The 25,465-nt window shown below is 49.3% G+C and carries 26 protein-coding genes; 10 read left to right on the forward strand and 16 right to left on the reverse strand.

What is annotated here, in order from left to right:
* Window positions 1–32 precede the first annotated feature (32 nt).
* A complete protein-coding gene (locus B147_RS0105770; protein WP_026259534.1) occupies window positions 33–338 on the reverse strand; it encodes an isoamylase early set domain-containing protein in 306 nt (101 codons plus the stop codon).
* A 206-nt stretch (window positions 339–544) separates the two neighbouring features.
* A complete protein-coding gene (locus B147_RS0105775; protein ID WP_020586285.1) occupies window positions 545–2,050 on the reverse strand; it encodes a glycogen synthase in 1,506 nt (501 codons plus the stop codon).
* Window positions 2,051–2,466: 416 nt separating this feature from the next.
* On the opposite strand from B147_RS0105775, the gene B147_RS0105785 reads away from it, so the two are divergent.
* The 3 genes from B147_RS0105785 (at window position 2,467) to B147_RS0105800 (ending at window position 4,726) form a co-directional block, all read left to right on the forward strand.
* A complete protein-coding gene (locus B147_RS0105785; RefSeq protein ID WP_020586287.1) occupies window positions 2,467–2,934 on the forward strand; it encodes an Lrp/AsnC family transcriptional regulator in 468 nt (155 codons plus the stop codon).
* A gap of 240 nt (window positions 2,935–3,174) precedes the next feature.
* A complete protein-coding gene (locus tag B147_RS0105790; RefSeq protein ID WP_020586288.1) occupies window positions 3,175–4,233 on the forward strand; it encodes a porin in 1,059 nt (352 codons plus the stop codon).
* A 265-nt stretch (window positions 4,234–4,498) separates the two neighbouring features.
* Window positions 4,499–4,726 (forward strand): hypothetical protein, encoded by a 228-nt coding sequence (locus tag B147_RS0105800; RefSeq protein ID WP_020586290.1) that lies wholly within the window; start codon window positions 4,499–4,501, stop codon window positions 4,724–4,726.
* Between the two features lie 259 nt (window positions 4,727–4,985).
* Here the strand turns inward: B147_RS0105800 and feoB are convergent, their stop codons facing one another.
* From feoB to B147_RS27575, 8 genes are all read right to left on the reverse strand, one after another.
* Window positions 4,986–7,520, reverse strand: a complete 2,535-nt coding sequence (feoB, locus tag B147_RS0105805) for a ferrous iron transport protein B (protein WP_020586291.1) — start codon at window positions 7,518–7,520, stop codon at window positions 4,986–4,988.
* 122 nt (window positions 7,521–7,642) lie between these two features.
* Window positions 7,643–7,864, reverse strand: a complete 222-nt coding sequence (locus B147_RS0105810; protein WP_020586292.1) for a FeoA family protein — start codon at window positions 7,862–7,864, stop codon at window positions 7,643–7,645.
* A 77-nt stretch (window positions 7,865–7,941) separates the two neighbouring features.
* Window positions 7,942–10,179 (reverse strand): heavy metal translocating P-type ATPase, encoded by a 2,238-nt coding sequence (locus tag B147_RS0105815; RefSeq protein ID WP_020586293.1) that lies wholly within the window; start codon window positions 10,177–10,179, stop codon window positions 7,942–7,944.
* Between the two features lie 152 nt (window positions 10,180–10,331).
* Window positions 10,332–10,706, reverse strand: a complete 375-nt coding sequence (locus tag B147_RS30085) for a hypothetical protein (RefSeq protein WP_020586294.1) — start codon at window positions 10,704–10,706, stop codon at window positions 10,332–10,334.
* 14 nt (window positions 10,707–10,720) lie between these two features.
* Entirely contained in the window at window positions 10,721–11,116 is a 396-nt protein-coding gene (locus B147_RS0105825; protein ID WP_020586295.1) for a magnetosome protein MamC family protein, read from the reverse strand.
* A gap of 23 nt (window positions 11,117–11,139) precedes the next feature.
* The gene (locus B147_RS0105830; RefSeq protein WP_020586296.1) at window positions 11,140–11,850 is read right to left on the reverse strand and encodes a hypothetical protein; all 711 of its coding nucleotides are present in this window, start codon (window positions 11,848–11,850) and stop codon (window positions 11,140–11,142) included.
* Window positions 11,851–11,928: 78 nt separating this feature from the next.
* Window positions 11,929–12,456 (reverse strand): YceI family protein, encoded by a 528-nt coding sequence (locus B147_RS0105835; RefSeq protein ID WP_020586297.1) that lies wholly within the window; start codon window positions 12,454–12,456, stop codon window positions 11,929–11,931.
* Window positions 12,440–14,773: a heavy metal translocating P-type ATPase gene (locus tag B147_RS27575; protein WP_020586298.1), complete on the reverse strand. Its 2,334-nt coding sequence runs from the start codon at window positions 14,771–14,773 to the stop codon at window positions 12,440–12,442. Before B147_RS27575 ends, B147_RS0105835 begins: the two co-directional genes overlap by 17 nt.
* Window positions 14,774–15,004: 231 nt before the next feature.
* Between B147_RS27575 and B147_RS33125 the strand changes: the two genes are divergently transcribed.
* The 4 genes from B147_RS33125 to B147_RS0105855 all read left to right on the forward strand — a co-directional run bounded on the left by B147_RS33125 (window position 15,005) and on the right by B147_RS0105855 (window position 16,104).
* On the forward strand, window positions 15,005–15,139 hold the full coding sequence (locus B147_RS33125) for a hypothetical protein (protein WP_281167874.1): 135 nt from the start codon (window positions 15,005–15,007) through the stop codon (window positions 15,137–15,139).
* Window positions 15,117–15,353: a hypothetical protein gene (locus B147_RS0105845; RefSeq protein WP_026259535.1), complete on the forward strand. Its 237-nt coding sequence runs from the start codon at window positions 15,117–15,119 to the stop codon at window positions 15,351–15,353. The genes B147_RS33125 and B147_RS0105845 overlap by 23 nt, the downstream gene beginning before the upstream one ends.
* A gap of 299 nt (window positions 15,354–15,652) precedes the next feature.
* The gene (locus B147_RS0105850; RefSeq protein WP_020586300.1) at window positions 15,653–15,841 is read left to right on the forward strand and encodes a hypothetical protein; all 189 of its coding nucleotides are present in this window, start codon (window positions 15,653–15,655) and stop codon (window positions 15,839–15,841) included.
* A complete protein-coding gene (locus tag B147_RS0105855) occupies window positions 15,838–16,104 on the forward strand; it encodes a hypothetical protein (RefSeq protein WP_020586301.1) in 267 nt (88 codons plus the stop codon). Before B147_RS0105850 ends, B147_RS0105855 begins: the two co-directional genes overlap by 4 nt.
* Before the next feature lie 99 nt (window positions 16,105–16,203).
* On the opposite strand, the gene B147_RS0105860 is transcribed toward B147_RS0105855, so the two are convergent.
* Together B147_RS0105860 and B147_RS0105865 are read right to left on the reverse strand one after the other, a co-directional pair.
* Entirely contained in the window at window positions 16,204–16,932 is a 729-nt protein-coding gene (locus B147_RS0105860; protein WP_020586302.1) for a ferrous iron transport protein A, read from the reverse strand.
* An 11-nt stretch (window positions 16,933–16,943) separates the two neighbouring features.
* On the reverse strand, window positions 16,944–19,034 hold the full coding sequence (locus tag B147_RS0105865) for a heavy metal translocating P-type ATPase (protein ID WP_020586303.1): 2,091 nt from the start codon (window positions 19,032–19,034) through the stop codon (window positions 16,944–16,946).
* A 502-nt stretch (window positions 19,035–19,536) separates the two neighbouring features.
* Here B147_RS0105865 and B147_RS0105880 point away from each other — a divergent pair.
* The gene (locus tag B147_RS0105880; protein ID WP_020586306.1) at window positions 19,537–19,962 is read left to right on the forward strand and encodes a thioesterase family protein; all 426 of its coding nucleotides are present in this window, start codon (window positions 19,537–19,539) and stop codon (window positions 19,960–19,962) included.
* Between the two features lie 27 nt (window positions 19,963–19,989).
* On the opposite strand, the gene B147_RS0105885 is transcribed toward B147_RS0105880, so the two are convergent.
* From B147_RS0105885 to B147_RS27580, 3 genes are all read right to left on the reverse strand, one after another.
* Window positions 19,990–21,309: an L-cysteine desulfidase family protein gene (locus B147_RS0105885; RefSeq protein WP_020586307.1), complete on the reverse strand. Its 1,320-nt coding sequence runs from the start codon at window positions 21,307–21,309 to the stop codon at window positions 19,990–19,992.
* 15 nt (window positions 21,310–21,324) lie between these two features.
* Window positions 21,325–22,275 carry a zinc metalloprotease HtpX gene (htpX, locus tag B147_RS0105890; protein WP_020586308.1) on the reverse strand — a complete coding sequence of 317 codons (951 nt, stop codon included), beginning with the start codon at window positions 22,273–22,275 and terminating at the stop codon, window positions 21,325–21,327.
* A 110-nt stretch (window positions 22,276–22,385) separates the two neighbouring features.
* Complete coding sequence (locus tag B147_RS27580; protein ID WP_083927821.1) at window positions 22,386–23,522, reverse strand: membrane-associated sensor domain-containing protein; 1,137 nt, start codon at window positions 23,520–23,522, stop codon at window positions 22,386–22,388.
* Between the two features lie 62 nt (window positions 23,523–23,584).
* On the opposite strand from B147_RS27580, the gene B147_RS0105900 reads away from it, so the two are divergent.
* On the forward strand, window positions 23,585–23,881 hold the full coding sequence (locus B147_RS0105900) for an MTH1187 family thiamine-binding protein (protein ID WP_020586310.1): 297 nt from the start codon (window positions 23,585–23,587) through the stop codon (window positions 23,879–23,881).
* A 504-nt stretch (window positions 23,882–24,385) separates the two neighbouring features.
* On the opposite strand, the gene B147_RS33430 is transcribed toward B147_RS0105900, so the two are convergent.
* Entirely contained in the window at window positions 24,386–24,544 is a 159-nt protein-coding gene (locus B147_RS33430) for a LuxR C-terminal-related transcriptional regulator (protein WP_083927822.1), read from the reverse strand.
* 136 nt (window positions 24,545–24,680) lie between these two features.
* On the opposite strand from B147_RS33430, the gene B147_RS0105910 reads away from it, so the two are divergent.
* Window positions 24,681–25,424: an endonuclease/exonuclease/phosphatase family protein gene (locus B147_RS0105910; protein WP_245568937.1), complete on the forward strand. Its 744-nt coding sequence runs from the start codon at window positions 24,681–24,683 to the stop codon at window positions 25,422–25,424.
* Window positions 25,425–25,465: the final 41 nt, after the last annotated feature.

Here is a 25,465-nt window from a genome sequence, read left to right on the forward strand (position 1 = left end):
CCGGCCCATAGGGCCTTTAATTGCCGGAAAATCTAGATCGTAATCACCGAATTATCTTCCCCATGAAAGGGAGACGGCAGATAAATATCGGCGCTTTCATCATTGATCCAGCGGGTGTCATCCACCAGGTAACGAAACTGGTAGGACCTATCCAGCTCAAGGTCAAGGACCGCAGAGAAATCCCCGCTTTTGAGTTTTTTCATGGTGCCGACCTTTTCATCCCAATCGTTGAAATCGCCAACCAGATTAACTTTTTCCGCTGTACCGATCACTTTTTTCTGCACTTTAAATCTGACCCTGCACACATCTTTGGTTTTAAGGTATTGTTTGGTAAACATGACGCCCTCCGAAATATTTTTAATATGATATGAAAACATGGGAGCTAAACCAACGGATTTATTTTAATTTTTTAAAATAGCTGTGTCAACATCTTGTTCAAACCCCCAGGGCATCGCATGCAATTTGCCTGAAGCTTTGTGTCAATCGCGAATAAATTTCTAAACGTGGACGATCTTAACGCCCGGTTGCCGGCCACAATGTCCATTTAGGGCCATACAATGAAAGGCCGTTTAATCATTTTCTCATACAGGCCAATATAGCTTTCAGCACAGCGGCTGTGGTTGAATTCCGTGACGGACTCAATCATGATCCGCCGGATCTGAACTTCTCTTTCATCCGGATCAAGGGCAAAAAAATTCATGGCCTGATCCACAGCCCAGCTCAGCCCCTGGGCATCGTAAAAGGTGAAGACGAAACCGTTGCCGGTTGAACGTTCCAGGTCAAGGGGGTTTACGGTGTCATGGAGGCCTCCGGTGTCAAATACAATGGGCAGGGTGCCGTAAATGGCCCCGATGATCTGGGGAAGGCCGCAGGGTTCAAAGGAAGAGGGCATAAAAACAAAATCACTTCCGGCAAATGCCTGGTGAGAGAGTTGTTCGTCAAACCCTATAACGCCTATCCGATGCTTTAAATCGTGGAACATAGCGATATCTTTAAAATGCTTATAATATTCTCCGTCTGCCACGGAGACGATCTGAATCCCGGTCTCCCAGTAGCGTGATATGGTCTCGTACATAATCCGGGCCAAAAGTTGACAACCTTTTTGGACCGGGTCCAGACGGGAAGGCCAGAAAAACAAAGGGGCGTCCGGATTTTGTTCAAGGCCAACAGCTTCCTGGAGAAAGGCCTTGTTTTTTTGTTTCATCTCGCGATGATTTTTCGGCCCGTAATTAAACTGGATCATTTCATCCACTGCCGGGTTGAATTCGGGTTCCGGCGCATTCAAAATACCCGTAGCGCAACCGGCCTCCCATTTGTGGGTAAGTTCGACCTGAAGCGCATGGTCCACAAAAGGATGCCGGTTTTCAACGATCTCCTTCAAAAACGCCGGACTGACCGTATTCACATAATGGGCTGAAAATACGCCTGAGCAAAGAAAATCCACCTGGTTAAATTCCCGGCTTTCCTCATAACTTTCAGGCGGCCGTTTGAAATAAAGCCATTGCCAGAAGGATGCGGCATCAATCCCCCGATCCTCTATCTCGGCCAAGGTGGAGGTCATGGTATGAATATTGTGAATGGAAAACAGGCAGGGAATTCCATGCTGCCTTGCCATGGCCGGGATCAGGCCTGTCATCCAGTCGTTGCAGTGAATAATATCCGGTTTTATTCTGGGGATGATGTTATTGATCACCTCCCGCTGAAATGCCAGGGACACCTTTAGATTTGTTTTATAACTACCTGAATATACCTTCTCTTTATAAAGGAACGCCCGGTCAGCGGCAAAATGAATCCGCTCCTCGTTCAGGCATTGCCTAATTTTTTCCACCTCCCGGTCATGCTTTTCGGTGGAATAATCATGATAGATGGAACGATAATCCGGAATGGCCACATGGACATCGCAATTCAGCTCAAACAAAGCACTGATCAGGGCGGCTGAAACATCGGCCAAGCCACCGGCCTTAGCAGAATAGCCTGCGCATGATCCCATTTCTTCGGGCAGATAAGTCACCTCCGGGGTGACAATAAGAATTCTTGGTCTATCAGGCATGGGCTCCTCACTTTCAAAATCTTTAATCGTTCAGCAGTTATACCCGTCACTGACCGGCAAACTTTTTGCCCGACTTTGACCGGGATTTCATATGTTCCCTTCATAAATAAATGCATCTTTTATGCCCTTATAATAGCTGCGACCCTATCCCCTTAGGCATACAAGACATGGGGCGTTATTGCCCTGTCAAATTGTTTCAACATTTTTTAAATCTTTGCCAATTCTCTTTCCAGAATGTAAAAGAATCAGACATCATTCCCAAAAGCTATAACCTAAAACCAGATAACGATGCTAAAACAGTAGACAAAATTAAAAATGCCGCCACCCTGGGTTGAAAAACAAGTGTCTTGATCATGGCCAATGTTTTTACTATATAGATACGGAATCTCAACTTGCCGGCAAGGAGTGACAATATCATGACATTGGTAGACGGGAGCCTGGATGAACTTGAAATTCAAATTATACTGGCTCTTCAGGAAGATGCCCGTAAATCGTATAAAAGTATTGCCAAAGAACTGGGCGTAGCCGAAGGCACGGTGAGCAACCGGGTCAACCGCCTGATCCAGCAAGGCATTCTCAAGCTTGAAGCCCGGGTCAATCCCTTTGCCATGTCCAATAAAGTGGCAGCCATTCTAGGCATAAACATCAAGCGGAGCCACCATGCCAAAGCCGTTAAGGAAATCATGGCCCTGTCCAATGTCAACGCCGTATGGGTCACCACGGGCAAATACGATATTTTTGTTGAGGTGCTGGCCGATTCAATCAAAGAACTCAATGTTTTTATATTTGAAGAAGGGTTGAGCAATATTGAGGGCATAGAGGCCACTGAAACCCATATCATGCTCCACTCGGATTCCAAATTTTTTAAAATTGCTCCTGCCTAAACATAACAATCCAACTCTATATTTTCATACACAACTTGACAAACTTTCGATGATATGAAAAAAATACAATCTCAAACTGTAGTTAGCTTAGAATTACTTTTTAAGCCAACGCCACAACTTACTGAGATTATTAGAATAGCATTAAAACCTAATCATCGAGTAAGAGGAAACTAATTTGGTATCCTGATTTTAACAGGCATCTGATTTCAGGCAGTAAATAAATTTTAAAAGGAGAAAAAGATGAAAAAAATTATTGCAGCGGCTTTGGTGCTCGCGCTGGTGGCAGGTTCTGCGTATGCAGCAGAATGGAATTTTTACGGGGAAGCCATGATTTACACAGTTTGGTCCGAAACCGATGAAATTGATGGTGACGACGGCCATACTCAGTTTGCTGAAGGTCTGTATGAAGCCGCCGCAATTGGTGCCGAGGTAAAAGTGTCCGATGAACTGACTGCTGGTTTTGAATATGGTACAGCGGATGGCGTGGCTGATATCGTTCTGCTATATGGTGAATGGGATTTTGGTTCCGGTATCCTGACTGTTGGCAGGGCGCTTTCCCCAATCAATGTTGCTTACTCCAACCAACTTGTGGCCGGGGAAGAAGAAGATCTTGGTCTTGGTGGATTCGGTGATTTTGACCAGAGCGAGATTACCCAACTGAAATTGACTTTCGGTGGTTTTTCCATTGCTCTGATAAATCCCGAAAAAGACGCATGGGTTGCTGTGGATGAATTAAACAACAATGCAGATACTTATGAGACTCAAGCTGTAATCCCCATGATCGCCCTGTGTTACAAAGCAGAATTTGATAAGGGTGAGGCCCAGGTATCTGGTGGTTATAACACCTTTGAAATTGATGATAACGAAGATATTGATGCCTACGCGATTGGCCTTGGTTCACAGTTGAACTTTGGTGCATTGGGTGTATTTGCTACCTTTGTATGGGGGCAGAATATAGGCAACCTGGCTACCGGTACTGCCACTGGATACGAAGGCCTGGCCATATATAACGGTAATAATGTTTACGATTGTGAATCCATTGGTGGTACCATTGGTGTGATTTTCAACGTTAATGACATGCTCACCCTTGAAGCCGGTTATGGTTATATCCACGATGAAATTGATGATAATGCCTGGACCGGAAACGAAAGTAATATTGCCCAGTCTTACTACCTGCAGGCTGCTATTACACTGGCCCCGGGTGTTACAGTTACGCCTGAAGTAGGCATGATTGACGAGAGAGAGGCGGGCCAAAACGAAACGCTCTACTTCGGTGCCGCTTGGGCAATCTCATTCTAAGTAAAAAAAATTATACACATAAAACTGCCTGAAATTATAACGGCTGCAGATCTTAAAATCTGCAGCCGTTTTTTGTCTGACGGCATAAAATATTATTGACTTTAAAGGACGCCAAAAACCATCAAACAAAGAAAACGAAAAAATGCCAGGAAAAATAGATCGTGAAATAAAAAAAGAATTTGCCAAAATCGCCATGACAGCCAGTTTAGGTGTTGCAGTGATTACAGCCCCTTAAAAAAAAAACAACCGCGAAAGGAGAAAAATAATGAGTGTACCAATCGTTGCACATCCTATAGGATGGGTTATTCTCGGTGGCGCAGGCTTTCTTGCCTATAAAGCAGGAAAAAAAGCAGGAAAAAAGGCGGAAGAAGATATTACCAAAGCCAGCCTGTCCGACCGGGTTGTCAAAGGGACCATGAAAGCGGTTTATAAAACCCAGAAAGGTGTCTCCGAAAGCCTGAAAAAAGCCAAAGAAAAATGCGGAACCCTGTAGGCAGAGGCAAAAACAGAGTCCAACGCAACATCAGACAGTGCATAAGCCAAATCCCATGGTTGGACGAAAAGTTGCCTAAATGCGACATTACACATTACGGACAGGTGCATTGCTTCAAATATACGGAATGCGGCTTTCTAATCTTTTAGGGACTCGAAAAAAAGCCCCCATTTGCTTCGAATTTTTATTATTAAAAGCAAAATGGGAGCTTTTTTTTCCGAACTCTTATATCCCAGGCCGGAGCAGGCCGTTCGTAAAACTACAGCGGGTGTGGCTCCTGGCGAAGATCGGGCAGGGGCCCTGGTTTTCGTTTCCAGGATTTAAACAGGCCCGTACACACGGTTGTGAGGACTACCGCGGCGTAGAACACGCCCATCATCTGGATACCGGAAAGATTTAAGACGCTGCCGCCGGTGTAGATCAGGCAGGCCGTGATAAACCCTAAAGTAGTGGGAAAAAACATGGAAAAGACCATCCATTTGTAAGAACCGGTCTGCACCTTGATCATGATGGTTGTCGCCAGACAGGGCGGGTACAGGGCAAAAAAGACCATGATGGCCAGGGCGTGCAGGGGAGAAAATCCTCCCTCTCCTGCCTCGGCCTCCATACGGTCTTCAAGGCTTTTGTTGTCATCAGCCCCTTGCTGGTAAAGCACACCGATGGTGGCCACCGAGGATTCCCTGGCCGCAAAGGAGGAAAGAATGGCCACATTGATCTTCCAGTTGAATCCGGCCCACTGGGTAACAGGTTCCAGGGAGCGGCCCACCATGCCAAGGAAGCTTGTTTCAATCTGTGCTTCCTTGATCTGGCGTCGCAAGGATTTACGCGTGGAGACCAGTCCGCGCAGGGCCTTGTTCACTTTTTTGGCGTCCTTATCCTTTTGGGGTTTGATGAATTTAAAATGTTCCGGGTAATTGGCTTTGAATTTATCGGATAGGGCCTTGGAAGCTTGTGCCCCTTTTGTGTTCAGCTGTGCGGTTTTAAAATCGTTGTACACGTTGATCATCGTCACCAAAGCAGCTTCATCCTTAAACCGGTCCGCATATTGGGTCTGGGCGATCTTTGTCTGAAAGGTGCCCACAGCTTTGGTCATTTCACCTTCAAAATAAACCTGCTTTTCATCTGAAATACCCGGGAACTGCAGCAGGGTGAATACGCAGACGGAGACGGCTACCACAATTGATCCGACCTTTTTGATGTACTGCCAGGTCCGCTCAATAGCCCGCTGCCCCACGCCGAACAGCGTCGGGGGATGATATTTAGGCAGTTCCATGACAAAGGGTGCGGTTTCCATGGATTTGAGCACTGTGGAGGTCAAAAGCTTGGCCACAAGAAGAGCGACAAAAATCGTCACCGTGGATAAAAAAAGCATGGCCCAGGATTTGTACGGGGCAAAAAACACATTGATGAGCAGGGTATAAAAGGGGATCTTTGCCAGACAGTTCATATAGGGTACGGTAAGGATAGTGGCCATGCGGGACCGTTCGTCCGGTATCCCCTTGGTGGACATAACCCCGGGGACGGCACACCCCCCTGCAAACACACCGCCCAAAATATAGGGCAGTGTGGACTGGCCGTGAAGACCAAAAGAATGAAACAGCTTGTCCAGAATAAAGGCGATCCTGGCCATGTATCCGCTGTCCTCAAGGATGGCGATGAGGGAAAACAATATCAAAAAAATAGGGATATAGTTGAGAAGGGCATTGGCCGAATCCACCATCCACAGCCCCATGGACCGGACATACGGATCCTCCAGGATACCGGCGGAGGGCAGCACACCGGCAATCATAGCCCGCAATTTTGCTAAAATGGGCCACCAGTAGACCGTAAGCTCATACCCTTTCACAATGGAAAGTTGGTAAATCACAAATACCGTGGCAATGAGGAAAATGGGAGCGGCAAACCGATTCAGAACAATTTTATCGATGGTTTCGGTAACCCGGTCCCGGCCGTCCTTGGTTTCCGTGACGCAGGTGTTGATGATATCTGTTGCCAGACGGTCCCGGCAGCCCACCATGTAGTCAGGGACATTCAAGTAATGGTCTTCTTCAAAGTCCTGGCGGATCCTGGCGGCCATTTTTAGTTCTTCGCACTGCTTTCCAAGATATTCACCGGCAATACGCTCGGCTTCGCTGTCGCCCTCAAGGAGTTTGACGGCCAGCCACCGGGTGGGGTAGTTTTCGGTCAGTGTACTCTCATCCAGCCGATTTTTAAGGCTCTCCACAGCCGGCTCAAGTTCTTCATAGCTAATGCAAAGGGGATTATGGGCTTTACGGTTCGCCGTATCCCAAATAGCATCTCTCAATTCAGTTTTGCCTTGGCGCTTGCGGCCTATTGTAGGGATGACGCTGACCCCCAGGCGATGCTCCAGAGCAGATACGTCCACATGGGTCCCGTTGCGTTTGGCCACATCCATCATGTTCAGGGCGACCACTACGGGAAAGCCCATTTCCAGCACCTGAAAGGTGAAATAAAGACTGCGTTTCAAGGAAGAGGCATCCACCACGTTGACAATGACATCAGGCTTTTCCGAAATCAAAAAATCCCTTGCCACACGCTCTTCAAGGGAAAAAGAGGTCAGACTATAGGTACCGGGAAGGTCCACGGTTTCCACCCGAACTCCCCGGTGGCGGTAGAAACCGGTTTTTTTATCAACGGTAACACCGGGGTAGTTGGCAATGTGCTGGTTGGCCCCGGTAAGCATATTAAATGTGGTTGATTTGCCGGCGTTCTGCTGGCCGGCCAGGCCCACCAAAAGTTTTTCCGGACCTGGATCAGGGGTTTCATTTATCATTTGTTTCTCTGTATCCATGGACAACTGTTTTTATATGAAAGATATGTATAACCTACACAGATCTTTCAACATTCATTGTGGGTTGAGCCTGAGTGTTGATATCTCAAGCCAGCCCAAGGCTGTTAGTCAGATTCGACCTCAATGAGGTCGGCTTCAGATTTCCTCAGTGCGACTGTATAATTGGCCACACAGCATTCAATGGGATCGCCTAGCGGCGCCTTGCGGATCACCTCAACTTCAGTTTCCGGGACAAACCCCAGGTCCAGAAGGCGCTGACGCACCGCTCCTTTGGCATGGTGGCAGCGGATTTTGGCCCGCCGTCCGGGTTTGATGCTCCTGAGCATATTGCAGTTTCCCTCGCGGTGTTGTCTTCTTTTAGGTCCTGGCATGTTTACCTCTCAATCTTTAAGTTTGTTGACCTCTATTTTTCTTTTCCGGCCGCAGATTCAGCCATTGGGAACTCCGGCGGGGCTCCCGGCCGGTCCTGGCGCGTCAGCGGCCGGGCTGCATTGGTCACCGCACCCAGGGTGATCAGATTATGAATCAATGCACCGGCAAAGGGAGAAAGAATGCCTGAAAGCATCAGCATCAGGGTCACACTGTTCAGCCCGATGGCCAAGGCATAGCTTTCCCGGATCACGGACAGGGCGTGTTGGCCTAATTCCAGACTCTGCGCCACCTTGTCAAGCCCGCCCTGCTGGAGCACAATATCAGCGCATTCAAGGGTCAAATCCTCTCCGGCGTCACCCACGGCAAAGCTTAAATGGGACCGTGAAAATGCCGGGGTATCGTTGATTCCGTCTCCGACCATGGCAATCACGGCACCGGGATTTTCTTCCTTCTTCCGGTCAATCCAATAAGCCTTATCTTCGGGAGACATCCCCCAGCGCACCTCATCAAAAGAGAATTGCCCAATAAGCTCACTGGTGCCTTCCCGGGTATCTCCGGTAAGCAGCACAATCTGGGAAATACCAAGGCTTTGCAACCGTGCAATGGTGTCCGGGCCGGCATCGGACCGCATCACATGGGTCGCATGGATACAGCCCAAAATATGATTTTCAAGGGCTAAAAAAACAATGGAATCGGACCGGGCATCTTTGCCTCCCGGACGGGCCGGTGATTCGGTATCAGGAGGCTGAAGGCCTTGGGCCGTCATGAATTTTCTTGATCCGGCAAAAAGGGTTTTAACGCCGGTCCCGGTTTGCACCCTGGCCTCCACACCCTGCCCCACAACCATTTTTCTGGCCTCACAGGCCGGAAATTCAAGCCCGAGCTCATGGGCTTTTAAAACCACAGCCCGGCTCAGGGGGTGATTCAAGGGGCCAAGGGCAGCCGCAGCCAGTTTTAAAATCGTCTCTTCTTTGTATCGCCTGTCCACATTCCGCACCCGGGTGACCCGGGCCGCCGTCTGTGTCAGGGTGCCGGTTTTATCCAGCACCAGGGTATTCACCCGACCTGCGGTTTCCACATGGGAACCGCCTTTGATTAAAATTCCCTGGGCCGCGGCCTGCCCCATGGCTACAGATACGGCCGTGGACGAAGAGAGACGCAGGGCACAGGGACAGGTCACCATCATGGTGGCAATGGCCAGAAACAGAGAACCGGTCATGAAAAAGGCCGCCCCGGCAAGGGTTAAGGATAGCGGCACCATGTACTGGGAAATTTTCAGGCTGGCCCGTCCCATTTCTCCTAAATCGGTACTGGCAGACTCAATGAGCCTGATAATGGCAGCCATCCGGGTCTGGTCCCCGGTCTTTTCAACAATTACCCAGGCATACCCGTCTTCCACCAGGGTTCCGGCCAGAACAGCCTGGTCTTGGACTTTAACAACAGGCATGCTCTCCCCTGTCATGGCGGACTCGTTCACCAGGACCGTGCCCTTAATCACCCGGCCGTCCACGGGCACGGTATTGCCGTGGCTTAGGACAATGGTGTCACCCGGCGTTAACGTGTCTGCGTCCACCCGGACTTCCACACCGTCCACAAGCTTCCAGGCATGGGTCTGCCGGCCTGTAAGCATATCCTTGACGGCTTTTCGGGTATGCTCCCGGATTCTGGATTCCATCCACCCTGACAGGTTATACAGCCAAGCCACGGCCAGGGCTGTCAGAAAGTTGCCGGTGAAAAGAGAAACATAAAGCAGGCCCGTGGAGATAAAACTCATGTCCACCCGGCCGGTATTTTTTAAATTCTCAACCGCCTGACGCTGGATAGGCATGGCCAGCCACATCGCCAAAAGGCCGGGCAGACTAATCAGCCGGGCTGCAAGGGTTCCGGCGGCCGGTACAGGCGCAAAAACCCGCTTGAGCATAAGCCAGCCGATATATACGCCGGAAAGTAAAAGTGTGGAACCGGATACGTGAAAGGCTGTGTCACTTGATCTGTGTAAGGTTGGAACAGCCTTAGTTTGGGCTGCTGACATTTCATCAAAGCCAGGCTTGAAAGAAAAAACAAGATCAATAACACCCTGCAGGTCCGGGGGACCCTGGGGGTGAACCAGAACAATGGAACCGGAGGCCGGCCTGACCGTCACAAGTTCACAGCCATCCAGTTCACCTAACCGCTTTTGAACATAGGCACAACAGGCAGGCCGGTGCCTGAGGCCCGGGAACTGAATCCGGGTCCTGAACGGTGCGGCCTGCCTGAGTTTATATTTCATATCCTGTTTACCACCACGGAAGACACGGAAAGCACTGAAAATTTCGGTGCCAAGCGATCAACCTGTACTTTTTGAGTGACTGCCAAAATTGATCAGTAAAAATCAGACTCATTTCTGTGTTCTTCCGTGCTTTCCATGGTTATTTGTGCTTGTTATTTTTTGCCTGCAGCTTCGGCTTCCACCTCTGCCTTGGCGTCTTCAAACTTTTCCTTGAGTTCTTCAACACCGGCGGATGCAGCAGCCATACCTCTGGAAACGGTTTTAACCACTGCTTTCTGCACGGTTTCACTGGTCACCAGAAGGGCCACGCCCGCACCGAGAACAGCACCCTTCCAGAAGGTGGCCGAACCGGCATCAAGGCCTAAAAAAGTGGACGTTGCAGGCGGGGCCTGCTGAGCTGCGTAATTCTGGGGTACGGCATACACCTTGGGCTCGGCTGCGGCGGCCGGTTCCGTTGCATTCTGTTGGCTCTGGGCCGGGGCCTGGTAATACATTTGCTGGGTATTGGGGTCAACGTAATAACTCATATCAAGGATCCTCTTTAAGAAAGAATACGGTTAATCATATAACTAACACCTGTGGCAGCTACAAGAGTAACGGCTAAACCGGCAACCCCGCCGTTGGTCAGGCTGGTGGCTGCAGCGGTTGCGCAGGCGGCTGCCGTACCGCCCATGGCCCCTTTGGCCAGGCTGTCTCCGGCGGCCTGGCCAAAAGTCATCTCACCGGCGGAAACCTTGTTGAGATTGGCCCCCATGGTACCCGTGGAAACAACAATAAATCCGAAGATGCCTGCACTTGCGGTTTTTGATGCAGTGACCGCAGATGCTGCGGATTTTGCCGGATAGGTCTGTACCGGATGAACCTGGACCGCGCTGTATTGGTGCAACGGTGTGGTCTGGTAGGCAGGTGTATGATTGGCTGAGGAAGCGTTTTCCATAATTAAACTCCTTTTATATTTCTCTATTTCGTATTCGGATCAACGTCAGGGTCAGGGGAAGGCGAGGCTGCAGCATCTGCCGCATTTTTTCCAAAAAGGCCGCCAAAGGTTTTACCCATGGCCCCACGTACGGTTTGACTGGTCAAAAGGACAGCGGCTGCGGCCCCCACAACAGCCCCTTTCCAAAACTGATCGTCCTGGGCTGTCTCTGTCCACAGGGTTTTCACCACATCCGCCACCGAGGCATCACCTTCGGCAAAATTCTCAACAGACTTGATAATCTGGGCGTAATCAGGCTGGTGAGGTTCAGGTGTCTGTTCGGGTGGGGCCGTATAATAATAAACATACTGGCCGTTCTGGGGCGGCGGCTGTACGGGTTGGCCCTGGGGCATGGCATAGTACAGCTGACCCGTGGCCGGGTCCATAATCACATTGGGCTGAAACTGGGCCTGCTGTCCGGCTGCCTGGGCCTGGGGGGACTGCGAAACGGTCTGGCCCTGCTGATTTGGAATCGCTGTCCGGGCAAACGAATCTACGGATGCGGCCTGGGCCGCATCTGCGGGTGACGACTGGGCCTGACTTTCGGGGGGCTGGCCAGGCATGGCCTGGGTGGCCGGTTCCGGTGAAACGAAGGCAGTGCCGGAAGCCCGGGCTGTCATATTTTCGGTTTCGGCGGCCGACGGCCCATGGGGCACGGCCGCATCCACCGGCGACGGATGGTCATGGGTTTCCATGTATCTCTCCTGAAAGGGATGTGAGCATTAAAAGAACCTAACTATCTATTTGACAAAAACATTATTTTCAAAATTCATCTAACCGGCAGAGTTCATTGGGACAAATTCACCTTTACCCGAAATATCCACAATATCTCTGACCGTAAGAAACAAAAGTCTGGGGGCCTTAAGACCATAGGCTTTAAATGACCATTTAAAATCCAGGCCAATGGAAAATCCACTGCCATTCCGGGTAATAAAAAAATTTACGGGCAGTTGGCGGCGTTGCCCCATAAATTCCAGGACAGCCAGGGCGTCTATTTGCAAACGGGTATCATCCAGCCGGGTAAACGCCTTTACTTCGGTCAGTTCAATACTTGACTCAGGATATTTTTCGATTTGCATATAATCGGCCATAGCCTTGTTTCGATCGTCAAAACCAGTGTCAAAACAGCAGGTTTGCGCTCTGGCCCTGGCATATGAAATGGTGGCGGTGTCGAAATTTATACCAATTTGGGCCTCAACGTCCTGACGGGTCCAGCCTTTAAAGGTATGCAACGGTGCATACGCCGTAAAACCCACATCATAATTTCCGGTTAATCTATAATCTTCAACTGCACAATTCATACTGATCTTCTTTTTTTTCAGATGGGTTAGCGGCCTTAATGTTTATGTTATTTTGTTGCGCCTTGTCTTTGGCACTGCCGCCCATGGGTTTGCACGGCAACTCCCAGGATAAAAGACGGCTGGAATTGACTAAAATGCCGGCAGTATGGAAGATATGAATCATGCCGGCCATAACCGGGGAGAGCAATCCGAGCATGCCCAGCGCCGCCCCCCCCAGGTCAGTCGATATCGCAAAATAATGATTCTGATCAATAACCTTCATGGTCTGGTGGCTTAAATTCCGCACTTTTATCAAGCCTTCCAGGTTGGCATCGGCAAGGGCGATGTCAGCCGCTTCCAGAGCCACTTCTGCGCCGCCGGCCCCGATGGCCACACCAATATCGGCCCGGGCCAGGGCCAGGGCATCGTTCACCCCGTCGCCCACCATAACCACCCGGTGGTCTTTTTGCAGTTCCGCCACCCGGTCTGCCTTTTCTTCGGGGAGCAGCGGGGCTCTGCAGTCATCAAAGGGGAAGATATCCATCATGGTTTGGGCCACTTCCTTGTTGTCACCGGTGACCAGGTGAATGGTCTTGACGCCGTCGGCTTTAAGATCATTCAATACCGCCACAGCCTCGGGCCGGATGGGGTTGGCAATACCCATCATACCTGTGGCACTGCCGTTTTTGGATACAAAGATAACGGTGCGGCCAAGCGCCCTTTGTGCGGCCGATTTTTTATCAAACCAGCGCAGATCCACCTCATGCTCCACCATGAACTGCCGGTTGCCCACCAGGACCACTTCCTCACAGCCGATATTGCATGACACCCCCCGGCCGGCCTTAAATTCGCAAACCGCATGGGCCTGAACAGACAAATTGCGCTTCTCGGCTTCAGCCAGGATGGCCCGGGCCATGGGGTGCTGGTTATGGGACTCGGCCGTGGCAGCCAAAGAGAGGATTGCATCTTCGGAAATGGACGGGGTCCTGCCGACAATGGTCATGATCCGGGGCAGATCCTGGGTCAGGGTACCGGTCTTGTCAAAGCAATAGACATCGGTTTTGCCCACGGTTTCAAGATAAAGACCGCCTTTGATGAGGATGGAGTTTTTAGCGGCATTGGCCAGGGCTGCGGTGACTGCCGAGGAAGCGGCAAGGACCGTGGCGCATGGGCAGGACATCACCAGCATGACGGTCAGGGCCCGCAGGGGGTCCAGGGTCAGGGCCAGGGTGGCTGCCGTGGCTGCCAATCCGATTTTCAGCAGCCTTTCCGCCAATTCGTCCGCCTTCTGCTCAGCCGGGGCTTTATTGGCCAGGGAGTCTTCCACCATGCGCATGATGCCGGCAAGATAGGTATCCTGGCCGGTTTTCACGGTACGGATGAACAGGGTGCCTTGGGAAATAATGGTGCCGGCATAGACCTTGTCTCCGATATCCTTGAACACGGCTTCCGAGCGGCCGTTAATGGTAGCTTCGTCCACCAAGGCGTCCCCGTCAAGAATGGTGCCGTCCACCGGGATCTTTTCCCCGGTATGGGCTGCCACCACATCATCGGGGCGGATGTCGGCCACAGCTGTCTCAACCTCCATGCCGTCCCGCATCACATAGGCAGTAGCCGGGGCAACTTCCAATATGTTTCGAATGGCTTTTCTGGACCGCTGGGCCACATAATCTTCGGTAAGTTCAGCCACATTATAAATCCACAGGATCTGGATGGCGGAAAAGGCTTCTCCCATCAGGATCGTGGCAACAGACCCTGCAGCCAGAAAGGGTTTCACCGTGACTTTTTTCTTCTCTGCAGTATCTTTGACTGCTTCTTTGATCAAAGGTACGGTGCCGGCAATGGCGGCTACCCCCAGAAAACTTAACGGATTCTGGGCCAAAGCCAGGCCGAATATCCATTTTCGAACCAAAGCAAAAATCATCACAGAAGTAAGCCATGTCACCCGCCTGGCCTTGGTCGGAAAGGATGAGTCTTCATGGGCGTCGCACAGGCAGTCCGTACATGTCAGGCCATCGGCATCGGCAGGGTCGTCATTGGGAAAAGTCACGGGATGAGACACCTGGGCCAGAACAGCCGGAATCAGGCTGCCAAGATCTGTTTTGCGTGGATCAAACAGAATAATGACCGACCCGCTCGGGACGCGGACGTCTACCAGTGTCACCCCTACCTGACGGTTCATAACTTTATGCATCCAGGATGCCTTGTGCTTGTTCTGCCGGCAGGACGCAACCTGCACCCGTATCCTTCCGGAGATGAACTGCCTTACCCGGATGCCGTTCTTTTTCAACAGGCTTCGGGTTATTGCCTGGGAATTGCTGTTTATTTTTTCATTCATAGGTTTCTTCGTTTGAATTGTTTATTTTGAGTTGCCAACCTATCACAGCTCGTTAGTCATTACAAACTTTTAATGCAATTCAAATTAATTTTATTAAATTAATTATTTCTGAGCTGCTATTTAAAATATATCTCTACATATAAAATTATTTGTTGACTATAAAATTAGTCTGAACTAATATCGGCTACTGATAAAATCATAAGAATATTCAATTGTTTTCCAGGAGGAGAAATGGCACCTTTTATACCTATAGCCTGCGGGCTGGCAACTATTCTGACCTGTGCGTTGGCAGTGGAAACCGGAAAAGGGACACAGAAAACCATCAAACGAAGAAAAAGAAGAAATGTCAGAAAAAATAGATCCTGAAATAAAAAAAGAATTTGCCAAAATCACTATGACAGCCAGTTTAGGTGTCGCGGTGATCACAGCACCCTTTTTAAAAAGAAACAAAACAGTGAAAAATATCCATACCGGTGCCGGGGTGTTGCTTGCGGGCTCTGCCCTGTGGCACCATTTTCTATACCATTCCGAAAAAAAAGCTAAAAAAGTGCCGGCTGCACCTGACAAGCCTAAAGCCTGACAAAAAAGTGTGTGGATCCGGCACATTTCACAACATGTTAATATTTTGTTAACACGCCATTGAAACTACTTGATCTTCGGAAAAGTAAGCAAATAAGTTTTTCACATGTTATCTAAAATAAACCTAGCAATTACGAACATTGAATTTTTTTATACTCCAAGTTAGCTCAAATTAAAATACCCAATAAATTTAAATAGTTGACAAAAAAGTCTTTCAAGCTTATACTAAAGAGCATGGGAATTATATATCTATGATTTTTTCCCATGGTTAACACAAATTCTCATATTAAGGAGCGTGTTATGTTTTATCTGCCATTGACAGCATCCCCCCTTGGCTGGATCGTACTCGGCGTAGGCGGATATGCCCTTTACAAAGCAGGCAAGAAAAAGGGACAGGACGAAGCTGCCGCTTCCCGGATTACGGAAGTTCCGGGCACACCGGGCACAGAGGATAAGGCAAAAACAACAGATAAAGGAGAAAAATCATGAATGTACCAGTCGTCGCACACCCCCTAGGATGGGTTGTTCTCGGTGCTGCAGGCTATCTTACCTATAAAGCAGGTAAAAAAGCCGGTAAAAATACGGAAGAGGATATTGCCAAAACCAGTCTGTCTGACCGGGTTATCAAAGGAGCCATGAAAGCGGTTTATAAAACCCAGAAAGGTGTCTCCCAAGGTCTGGGAAAAGCCAAAGAAAAATATGGTACACTGTGGGAAGAAGCAAGGACAGAGGCCAACACAGTATCAAACTAACGGCCGTGGGCCGACCTGGTCTATCTACACACAGGCTTCGGCCTACAACAAAGATAGAAAGAATCCAGTTGGTTGCTTGAGACTTTCTTATAAAAAAAGTCATTGTGCAGTCCGGACTATGACTGCGCCGGCCTTTTCAGGTGTTAGAAAAAGGCGCAGTCCGCCCGGACTTGATATGGTAACAGGTGCATTTGCCGGCCCGTGTCCCTGCAGGGAATTGGCCTGGTCAAGGGATTCCAGCGTCAATTTTTCACCAACAGCCACCCCGTGGGTTTCCAGGTGTTTAACACCCCTGGGTCCACCCATCACTTCCTTAATCTCAAAATCAAGGTCTTTTTTGGCAAAGTAAAACTGGGTGGAATCCTCTCCCGGATAATGTCCCCATATCCTTGCGGCCTCCCCTTCGGACAGCCGGGTTCTTTCCCGCCGGTTGATCAGAACCAGGTAATCCATATGGGGTAAAGAGCGGATAAAACGGATATTGCCGTCCACGGGAAGGCCTAAACGCGCCAGGGCCTTTTCAATAAACCGGCCACCGGAATGAATCTCCACATGGCCTTCCTGGCCTTTTTTCATCTGGTGTAAGGGAATTTTTTCCCCGGATTCCAGGTGGATATAAAGCTTCATAACCATGCCTGCCGGAATAACTACGTCGCCATTTTCCCCGTGCACCCGGACAGAATTAAAATTAAAATCTTCGGCATGCCGGATAATGTGCCCGCCGGTAAACAGCCCCATGCGTTGCATCCATTTTTCCAGGACAGGATTGGTGACCTGGAGCAGTACAAGTTCTGTATTTACCGGTGCATCAAGCAATGACGAGTACATTTTTTCCTCTTTTAAAATTCAATAAGCTGTTTTTCCCTCATTCCTGCATATCCTATAATTCCTAACGTAGATACATTATGAAGGATTGCTGCGGCCACAGGACGAAGCCATCCCAGGGAGGCCAGCAATAAAAAGGAGGAATTAAAGGACACCGCAGAAACAAAGGTCTGCTTTATGGTTTCCTGGCAGCGCAGGGCAATCAGCCGGGCCGTAAGCAGGCTGTTCAAATCTTCCTTGAGCAGGATTACCTGGGCAGACTCCTTGGCCAGGTCCGCACCGGAGGGCAGACAAATCCCCACATGGGCAGACACCAGGGCCGGGGCATCGTTCACCCCGTCTCCGGTAAAGCCCAGGATACAGCCTTCCTCCTTGAGCCGGGCCACAATATCGGCTTTATCCTCGGGCCGGAGTTCGGCATACACCTCATCCACATCCGGCAGGAAAGCAGCCAAGGCATTGGCTGTGCGCTCCGTGTCTCCGGTGAGGATGATAATTTTTTTAATGCCGGCGGCCTTAAGTCCGGCAAGCACTTCCGACGCTTCGGGCCGAAGCTCGTCCCGCAGTCCTAAAACGCCTTCAAGCTTTCCCTCCCGGGCCACATAGAGCAAGCTTTTTCCCTCTTTCTGGAAAGCAAGCGCCGCCTCATCCGCACCTGAGCAATCAATACCCTCGTCATCTTCTATAAAATGCCGGCTGCCCACAAGAACATTAAGATCATCAATATAGGCAGAGACCCCGTGGGCCACGATAAAGTCCACCTGGCTGGTGGGAGAAAGCGCAAGCCGCCTGTCCCGGGCCGCACCCACCACGGCTGCAGCCACGGGGTGGGCATAATGTTCTTCTGCAGAGGCGGCCAGCACAAGGAGCTGGTCATCATCCAGGCCTTGTGCACTGAACACATCCGTCACCTGAAGTTCACCCCGGGTCAGGGTACCGGTTTTATCAAATACAAGCGTATCCATCCTGGCCAGACTGTCCACGGCCTGGGCACCTTTAAGCAGCACACCCTGAATGGCTGCGGTGTGCATGGCCACGCGCACCGCAACAGGACTGGACAACTTGATTACGCAGGAGTAATCCACGGTAAGCACGGCAGCCGCTTTTTCAAAATCCCGGGTCAGGGCAAACAGGCCGACACCCAGACCAAAGGTAAGTGGCACCAGCTTATCTGCCAGTTCATCACTTTTCTTCTGGGAATCGGATTCATACCGCAACGAGTCTTCCAAAAATTTTGAAATCCTTGCCACGGAAGTTTCCGCACCCACACGGACGGCCTCAAAAATAATGCGTCCCTCCTCAATAACAGAACCTGAAATAACATCATCGCCAGGCTTGACATGGACGGGCACAGATTCCCCTGTCACTGAACTTTGATTAATGGCAGCCTCTCCGTCCACCACCCGGCCGTCCAGGGGAATCATTTCACCGGGCCCGCAAACCACCCGGTCGCCAATGCCCGCGTCTTCAAAGGGAATCTGAATCTCCTGGCCGTCTTTTTCTATCCAGATTTTGTCGGTCTGGGGTTTTAACAGGCTCTTAAGCAGTCCCGTGGTTTTTGTTTCACTGATTTTTTCAAAATATTCTCCCAGGGCAAGCAGGGTCACAATGGCAGTGGCTGTAAAATAATCCCGCCGCCACAGGGAAAACGACACGGCTGCCGCGTCCAGGACTTCTACTTTAAGCTTTCCGTTCCAAAGACAAATCAGGCCGTCCAGGATCACAGGCGCGGACAGGACCAGAGCCAGGGGTGCGGCAAATAATGCAGGCAGAAAAAAACAGGCAAGAGACAACATCCCTTTCACCGAGAGATTTAAAAGCGAAGGAGGCGATTTTCTGTCGTTTTTCCCGTTGAACACATCCAAGGGCAAGTCCTGGATGCACCCGAATACGGCAGCCCTTGTTTCTACCCGGCCATCATACCTGACAATGGCTGAAGAGGCCCTGCCGTTCAAGCGAGTGGATTCAACACCCGGAATGGTCTCCAGGGTAGCTTCCAGGTAATCGGGGTCCAGATCCGGGTCCCGCAGGAATCGTCCTTTCAGCCGCATCCGGTTGGGCAGTTCACTGACGACAGTAAAAGGGCGGCGCGGGCACGTGGTCATAGGGTATCCGCTCCCCGGGGGGCACATAGGTCCTCCGGGCCTTTTTTCATTGTGATTTCTGCGGGCCCAAGTACCGAATCTTGTGGAGCTAAAACAGGATCAGAAATATTCATTGAGGTCAGCCTTATTCTTTTCTTAAAATTCCAAATAACGGCCATGGGTCGGCCTGGTCTATCAACACCCAGGCTCACCCCACAACAAACAATGAAAATAATTCAACGACTTATTGAGACTTTCATATAAAAAAGAACCTGATTGCCCGGTGATGATACCGAAACATATGACAAACTTCAAGCAAATTTTATAAATAGAATATAAAATTCACCATGACTTACTATTTCTATCACTAATTCGATCATTGGCTGCATTTTCAGATCTTGCTATAAAACAAAAGCCATGGTAACAAACACAATCAAATCCAAAGAAAAAAAGGCAGCCTTCCATAACAATACTGGTCCGGAAAAAATGGGCATAATCATTTGCAAACGCCAAGGAGAGCGAGATGAAAGAGACGTTAAAACCAGGTATCCGCTATGAACATAAATTCACGGTCCCCCTCTCAAAAACCGTTCCGGCACTCTATCCGGAAGCACAAGAGTTTCAGGTTATGCCGGAAGTCTTTGCCACGGGATTTATGGTGGGTCTGCTTGAATGGACATGTATAAAAGCCGTCATCCCTCACATTGACTGGCCCCAGGAACAAACCGTGGGTATACACATTGACGTGAGCCATGAAGCGGCAACGCCCCCGGGTCTGGAAATCACGGTTGTCGCTGAATTAACAGGGGTCAAGGGGAAAAAACTGGTCTTTAACTTAGAAGCACATGATGGTGTTGATCTGATTTCAAAAGGGAAGCACGTGCGGTTTGTCATCAACAAAGAACGATTCGATTCAAAATTATCTAAGAAACAAAACAAGAACAACTGATACGGGTGATCCAGGCTTTTCCCGTGATCACTTTTTTGCGGTAAACTTTTTTTCAATCATGATTTTCAGGATGGTGCGGTCTGTTTCGATCATGCCTTCCCGGGAGAGGGTGCCGATGTTCTGCATCGTTTTTTCCGGAGACACACCGGTGATACCATCAGTGGCCTGGACCCGGACCCCCTGGAGGGCAAACAGGGCTGAATGAACTGCGGTTCCGGCGGCAGTAGCCAGTTTCAGGGCGCATCCGGGTTTGGCACCATCGCAGATTACCCCGGCCAGGTCTTCGATGAGGTTGGTGATGGCCCCGGCAATGTGAAGGGTGGTGCCCCCCAAAAGATAGGCCACGCCTGCGGCGGCACCTGCCCCGGCTGCCACGGAACAGCCACAGATGGCAGACAGCCGGCCTGTATAGGCCTTGATATAGGCTGTGATCATGTGGCTTAAGGCCAAGGCCTCAATCACGACATCCTCGGAGGCGCTCACATAGTCTTTGACCGCCCAGATAGGCAAAGTAGCGGTCAGCCCATGGTTCCCGCTGCCGGCTGAACTCATGGCCGGCAGGTTTACCCCGGCCATTCTGGCATCAGCTGCGGCTGAGGCCAGCATGCGGGCGGCAAGCACCATGTCCTGACGGATCAGGTTCTGCCGGATCAGCCGTTCAAAAGCCCTGCCGATTCCGAGTCCCGGTCCGTATTTCAGTCCGTGATCAGCCAGGCGCATATTGACATCCACCCCCTCTTTGAGAAACTTTCGGTCCTCATCATCCAGCTCGTCCACAAGGGCCAAAAGTTCATCTAAAGTCAGGCCCTTGATCCATTCTTCCACCTTGGCCCGGTCAGGTTCTTTGTTTTGGTGAACATGGAACAGCAAAGGATGGGTTTCAAGATTTTTCCCATCCAGGCTGAGCCGGACAATCTGGTCGTGAAAATCCCTGATTTCCGCTTCTGCCTGCCGGCCACCGGCAGTAATGCGCACCCGCACACAGATGCCCCGGATATTTTCAAGAAGGTGAATGGGCACTGACGGATCCAAGCAAAATTGAACGACCTGATCCAGGGCTTGTTCGGAAACAGAGTCCAACACTTCCAGGCCCAGCTTTGGATCACCTCCGAATGCGCCTAAAGCTGCCGCCTTATCCAAGCCGGAAAGGTTGTTGGAGCCGGGGATGGTCACGGCCATGCCGTTCTTATAAATATTAGGGTCTACCCAGACTTCAATGGATTCAAAAGGCCGTTCGTCAATCAAAGACGCTGCAGCGGCAGCGGCCAGTGCTACGGCCACAGGTTCGGTACACCCAAGTGCCGGAGCAACTTCAATCCTTAAAATATCTTTCAGGGAAAATACCATGACATCTCCTTGTTATCAGGACATGTTGTCCCAAAATGACCGACTCCGGTCATTCATGCTTGCGCCGTCCGAATGGCCGTTTCTATTTTCCTGTCGAGAATTGCCGGGAAAATTACGACCGGACGGCTGGGATCCCACAAGCCGGGCCACACGGTCTTCAATGGGCGGATGGGTAGAGAACAGATTCATCATCTGTTTTCCGGTTAGCGGATTGACAATAAACATATGGGCTGTTGCCGGGCTGGCATTAATCTGAGCCTGGCTGCGGCTGAAGCCTCCCAGCTTTGACAAGGCCGATGCCAGGCCGTTGGGATTTCCGGTAATGCTTGCAGCGGTGGCATCTGCCAGGTATTCCCGGGATCTGGAAACGGCCATCTGAACGATCATTGCGGCAATGGGTGCCACCATGGAGACCACAAGCACACCAATGATACCAAGGCCGCCCTCGTCATCATCACTGCCGCCGAAAAAGGCTGAAAACCTGGCAATGGACGCAATCCACATGATGGCCCCGGCCAGGGTGGCCACGATGGTAGAGATAAGAATATCCCGGTTTTTTACATGGCCTAATTCATGGGCCAGCACTCCTTCAAGCTCCTCCTGGTTCATCATGGTCATCAACCCCTGGGTAACAGCGACAACGGCATGTTCCGGGTTCCGGCCCGTGGCAAATGCATTGGGCGCAGATTCCGGAATAAGATAAACCTTGGGCATGGGCAGCCCTGCCTGACGGGCAAGACGGGCGACCGTATCAAACAGGCCAGGCGCCTGGGACCTTTCCAGGGGCTGGGCCCGGTACATTTTTAAAACAACCTTATCCGAATACCAATAACTTGAAATATTCATGACACCGGCAAAAATCAGGGCAATGAACATGCCGGTCCGTCCCCCTAAAAGATATCCGAGCACCAGAAATAAAGCGGTCATCATGATCAGCAGTATACCGGTCTTAAGTTGATTTGCCATATTTTTCCTCCACACTCTTATTTGTCATGTTCATTTAAAATTCATCTTCGCTAAGACGTAAAAAGAATATAAATCCCGCGATAAAAAAATCAACCAACATACATTGATCATTAACCAACATGACCAGGATAATGTTTCTTAATACATTCAGGACAGATACCATGACTTAAAGTTGCTTCGGAATGTTCATCAATATATGTTTCCAAGCGGTTCCAATACCCTTTGTCATCACGGATTTTTTTACAGTGCGAACAGATAGGAATCAATCCATTCAAGGTTTTTATATCTTCGAGTGCTTTTTTAAGTTTCGCAATATTTTCTTCTTTTTCGTGCTCAAGCTTTTTTCTCTCCGTAATTTCATCATTCAGGCTTTTTATGGTAGTGTCCAGTTCCTTGAATATAATTTTGTACGGGTCTTTGATGGCGGTCTTAACAATGGCTTTGTAAATAAAATAAAATGAAAAAATTTTGAAATAATGGCCGATGAGATTTGAAACCCCATAGTTGGATATGTAAAATGTAAACGCCAACTCAGAAACAACAGTACAACTCATTGAAATCAGCATCCAATTATAAATTTCCCCTTCAAACAGCTTGCGTTTTTTATGTAACAGCCGCATGGAAATAAGAAGAATGACACAAATGATGTATTCACTTATCTTTTTGAACGGTGTCAGGCCTGATCCTTCTATAAAGCAGACTGGAAAAGATTGCCAAACAAAGATGCTTGCAACAAGAAAAGCGGTTATAACCGTATAAATCAAAAACAAAAGTTCAGGATTGAATTGTTTGTTTTTATTTAAAAAGAAAAAAGCAAGGAGAAGCGTCATAGATTCCATATAACGTGCACCAATCCACAATTGATTGGCATAAAAGTCATAGCCTGTGAATATTGGCATTCCTTTGTAGGAAAGCGTGTGAAGCAGATCTAAAAAAGCAATGAAAAAGTATGCAATTCCAATAAACAGGAGGTAGGGATTTTTTATATATTTCTTGGAGTTCCAGGTAATCAGGAAAAACGAACAGGCGACAATGATACTGAAAATTTCTGCCAATGTGTGAAAAAGGAGATAATTTACAAAAGTTGTAAAATAAAGACTTACAAGGAGTACAATATAAAAAATGTTCTGCACCATAACATTAACTCTCCTAAAGTATTTTATCCCAATCAGCCCATTAAATTTTAGATAAATCTGATGAATGTTGCAAATCATGAAAAACAAGGTAAAATTTTTGAACGTGACCAACTATATTTTTTATGCTTGAACCGGTGCTTTTCGAAATTTAACAAAAAATAAGGATTATTAAAATGAATGTTATTATTGATCTTTGTGTTGTTCCCATGGGCGTAGGCGTGTCTGTATCCAAATACGTAGCCGTATGCCATGAAATCATTACCGGGGCAGGACTGAAATCAAACCTGCACGCTTACGGCACCAACATTGAAGGAGAGTGGGACACGGTGTTTAAAGCCGTTAAAGAGTGCCACGAAAAAATCCATGAAATGGGCGCCCCCAGAATAACAACAACCATTAAACTTGGCACAAGGACCGACCGGAGCCAGGGCATGGAAGACAAGATCAAAAGCGTTAAAGCAAAGCTATAGTGATAGAAGAATAATTTGAACCCTTGATGACGTCGTAAAAAGTCTCCGCCTAAAAGGCATGGTGTCTGATCAGGGGAGAAGATGCGCATATATTATTAACATATGGAGCGTCTGATCAGGCGCCATAACGCAAGTCGGCGGAGACTTTTTACGACGTCATCAAAGTTTTTAACAATGCCTAATGCCCGGTGCACAATGTCCGGTGATAGATGGACTCAAGCAGTTCCGGGGATACGGGCTTGTTTAGTGCAGCGGCCGCGGCCCGGACCTGGGGCAGTAATCTTTGGGCGGCATCGGCANACAGAAGGGACATTTGCCGTCTGCGTCAAAATGTGATTCAATACATTCGACAACCTGACTATCATCGGAGAGATATGTAAGGGCATTCAGCAAGCTACTTCGTTGACGATGATCCATTTCGGTGATTTTAAGCAATAATTGTGAAAAGTCTTTATTTTTCATGATTTCCTCCTTCTTGGAGTATATCCAAAAGATAGAAATCATTTATTGAGTTTCAACATTTAAAGGGAACATAGCCAAACTTATTAACTTTCTTCTTAAGGCCTTTGCAATCAATTGGGGGCGGCTGGTAACGTTGAATTTTCTTTGCATGTTAGTCGCATGGAAATCAATAACCCGCTTACTGCAATTTAAAATTTGCATGGGTTGGCTTTGTCCGGGGGTGAACGGGTGTTGACAGGCGGAAGATAATAACGCATTCTATGTACTGATGGCAGAACTCTCTCCTATATCCGTCCCCCAAAAGGACAAAGACAGGCCCGGTGGCCCGGTTACTGTCATGACGTTTAATCTTCGGTTCGGTCTGGCCAAAGACGGGCCTCATGCCTGGGAATACCGCAAGCCCCTGGTGGAAAAAATTCTGAAAACCTATCCCTGCGATTTTATCGGCTTCCAGGAGGTCAACCATTTCCAGGCCGAATTTCTGACCAAGTCACTGATGCGTTACGGTCACATCGGCTGGTACAACAAAGAAGTTGAATGGTGGCAGAATACTCTGATCCTGTTCGACGCGTCATGGGAATGTCTGGGCCACCGCCACTTTTTCTTGAGCCACACCCCGGATATCCCCTCCCGGCTTCCCGGTTCCAGATGGCCCCGGCAGTGCGTCATTGGATGGTTTAAAAAGAGAAACCGGCACCTGCTCATAGCCAACACCCACTTTGATTTCAAATCCGAGGTCCAGCAAAAAAGTGCAGGCCTGGTCATGGATTTCTTTAAGCGCTTTCCAGAGGGCATACCCCAGATCATTACCGGCGACTTTAATACCACCCCGGGTTCCCCTGCCCATCGGTGTTTTAAATCCCGTAGATTTGGTCTGGTCATGGAAGACAAGCCTGTCACCACCTTCCATGATTTTACCGGAAAAGAAACAGGGCTCCACATCGACTGGATACTATACAGGAACGGCCTGACGCCCATATCCGAACAGGTGATACAGGATTCCTTTAACGGCTGTTTTCCCTCTGATCACTATCCGGTCCGGGCCGGTTTTACCTGGACGAAGCAAGCCCACAAGCCGTAAAAGTCAATGATAAAGTGCCGCATGCCACCCATCAAAAAGTA

The sequence above is a fragment of the Desulfobacter curvatus DSM 3379 genome (genome assembly GCF_000373985.1).
GTDB classification, from domain to species: Bacteria; Desulfobacterota; Desulfobacteria; order Desulfobacterales; family Desulfobacteraceae; genus Desulfobacter; species Desulfobacter curvatus.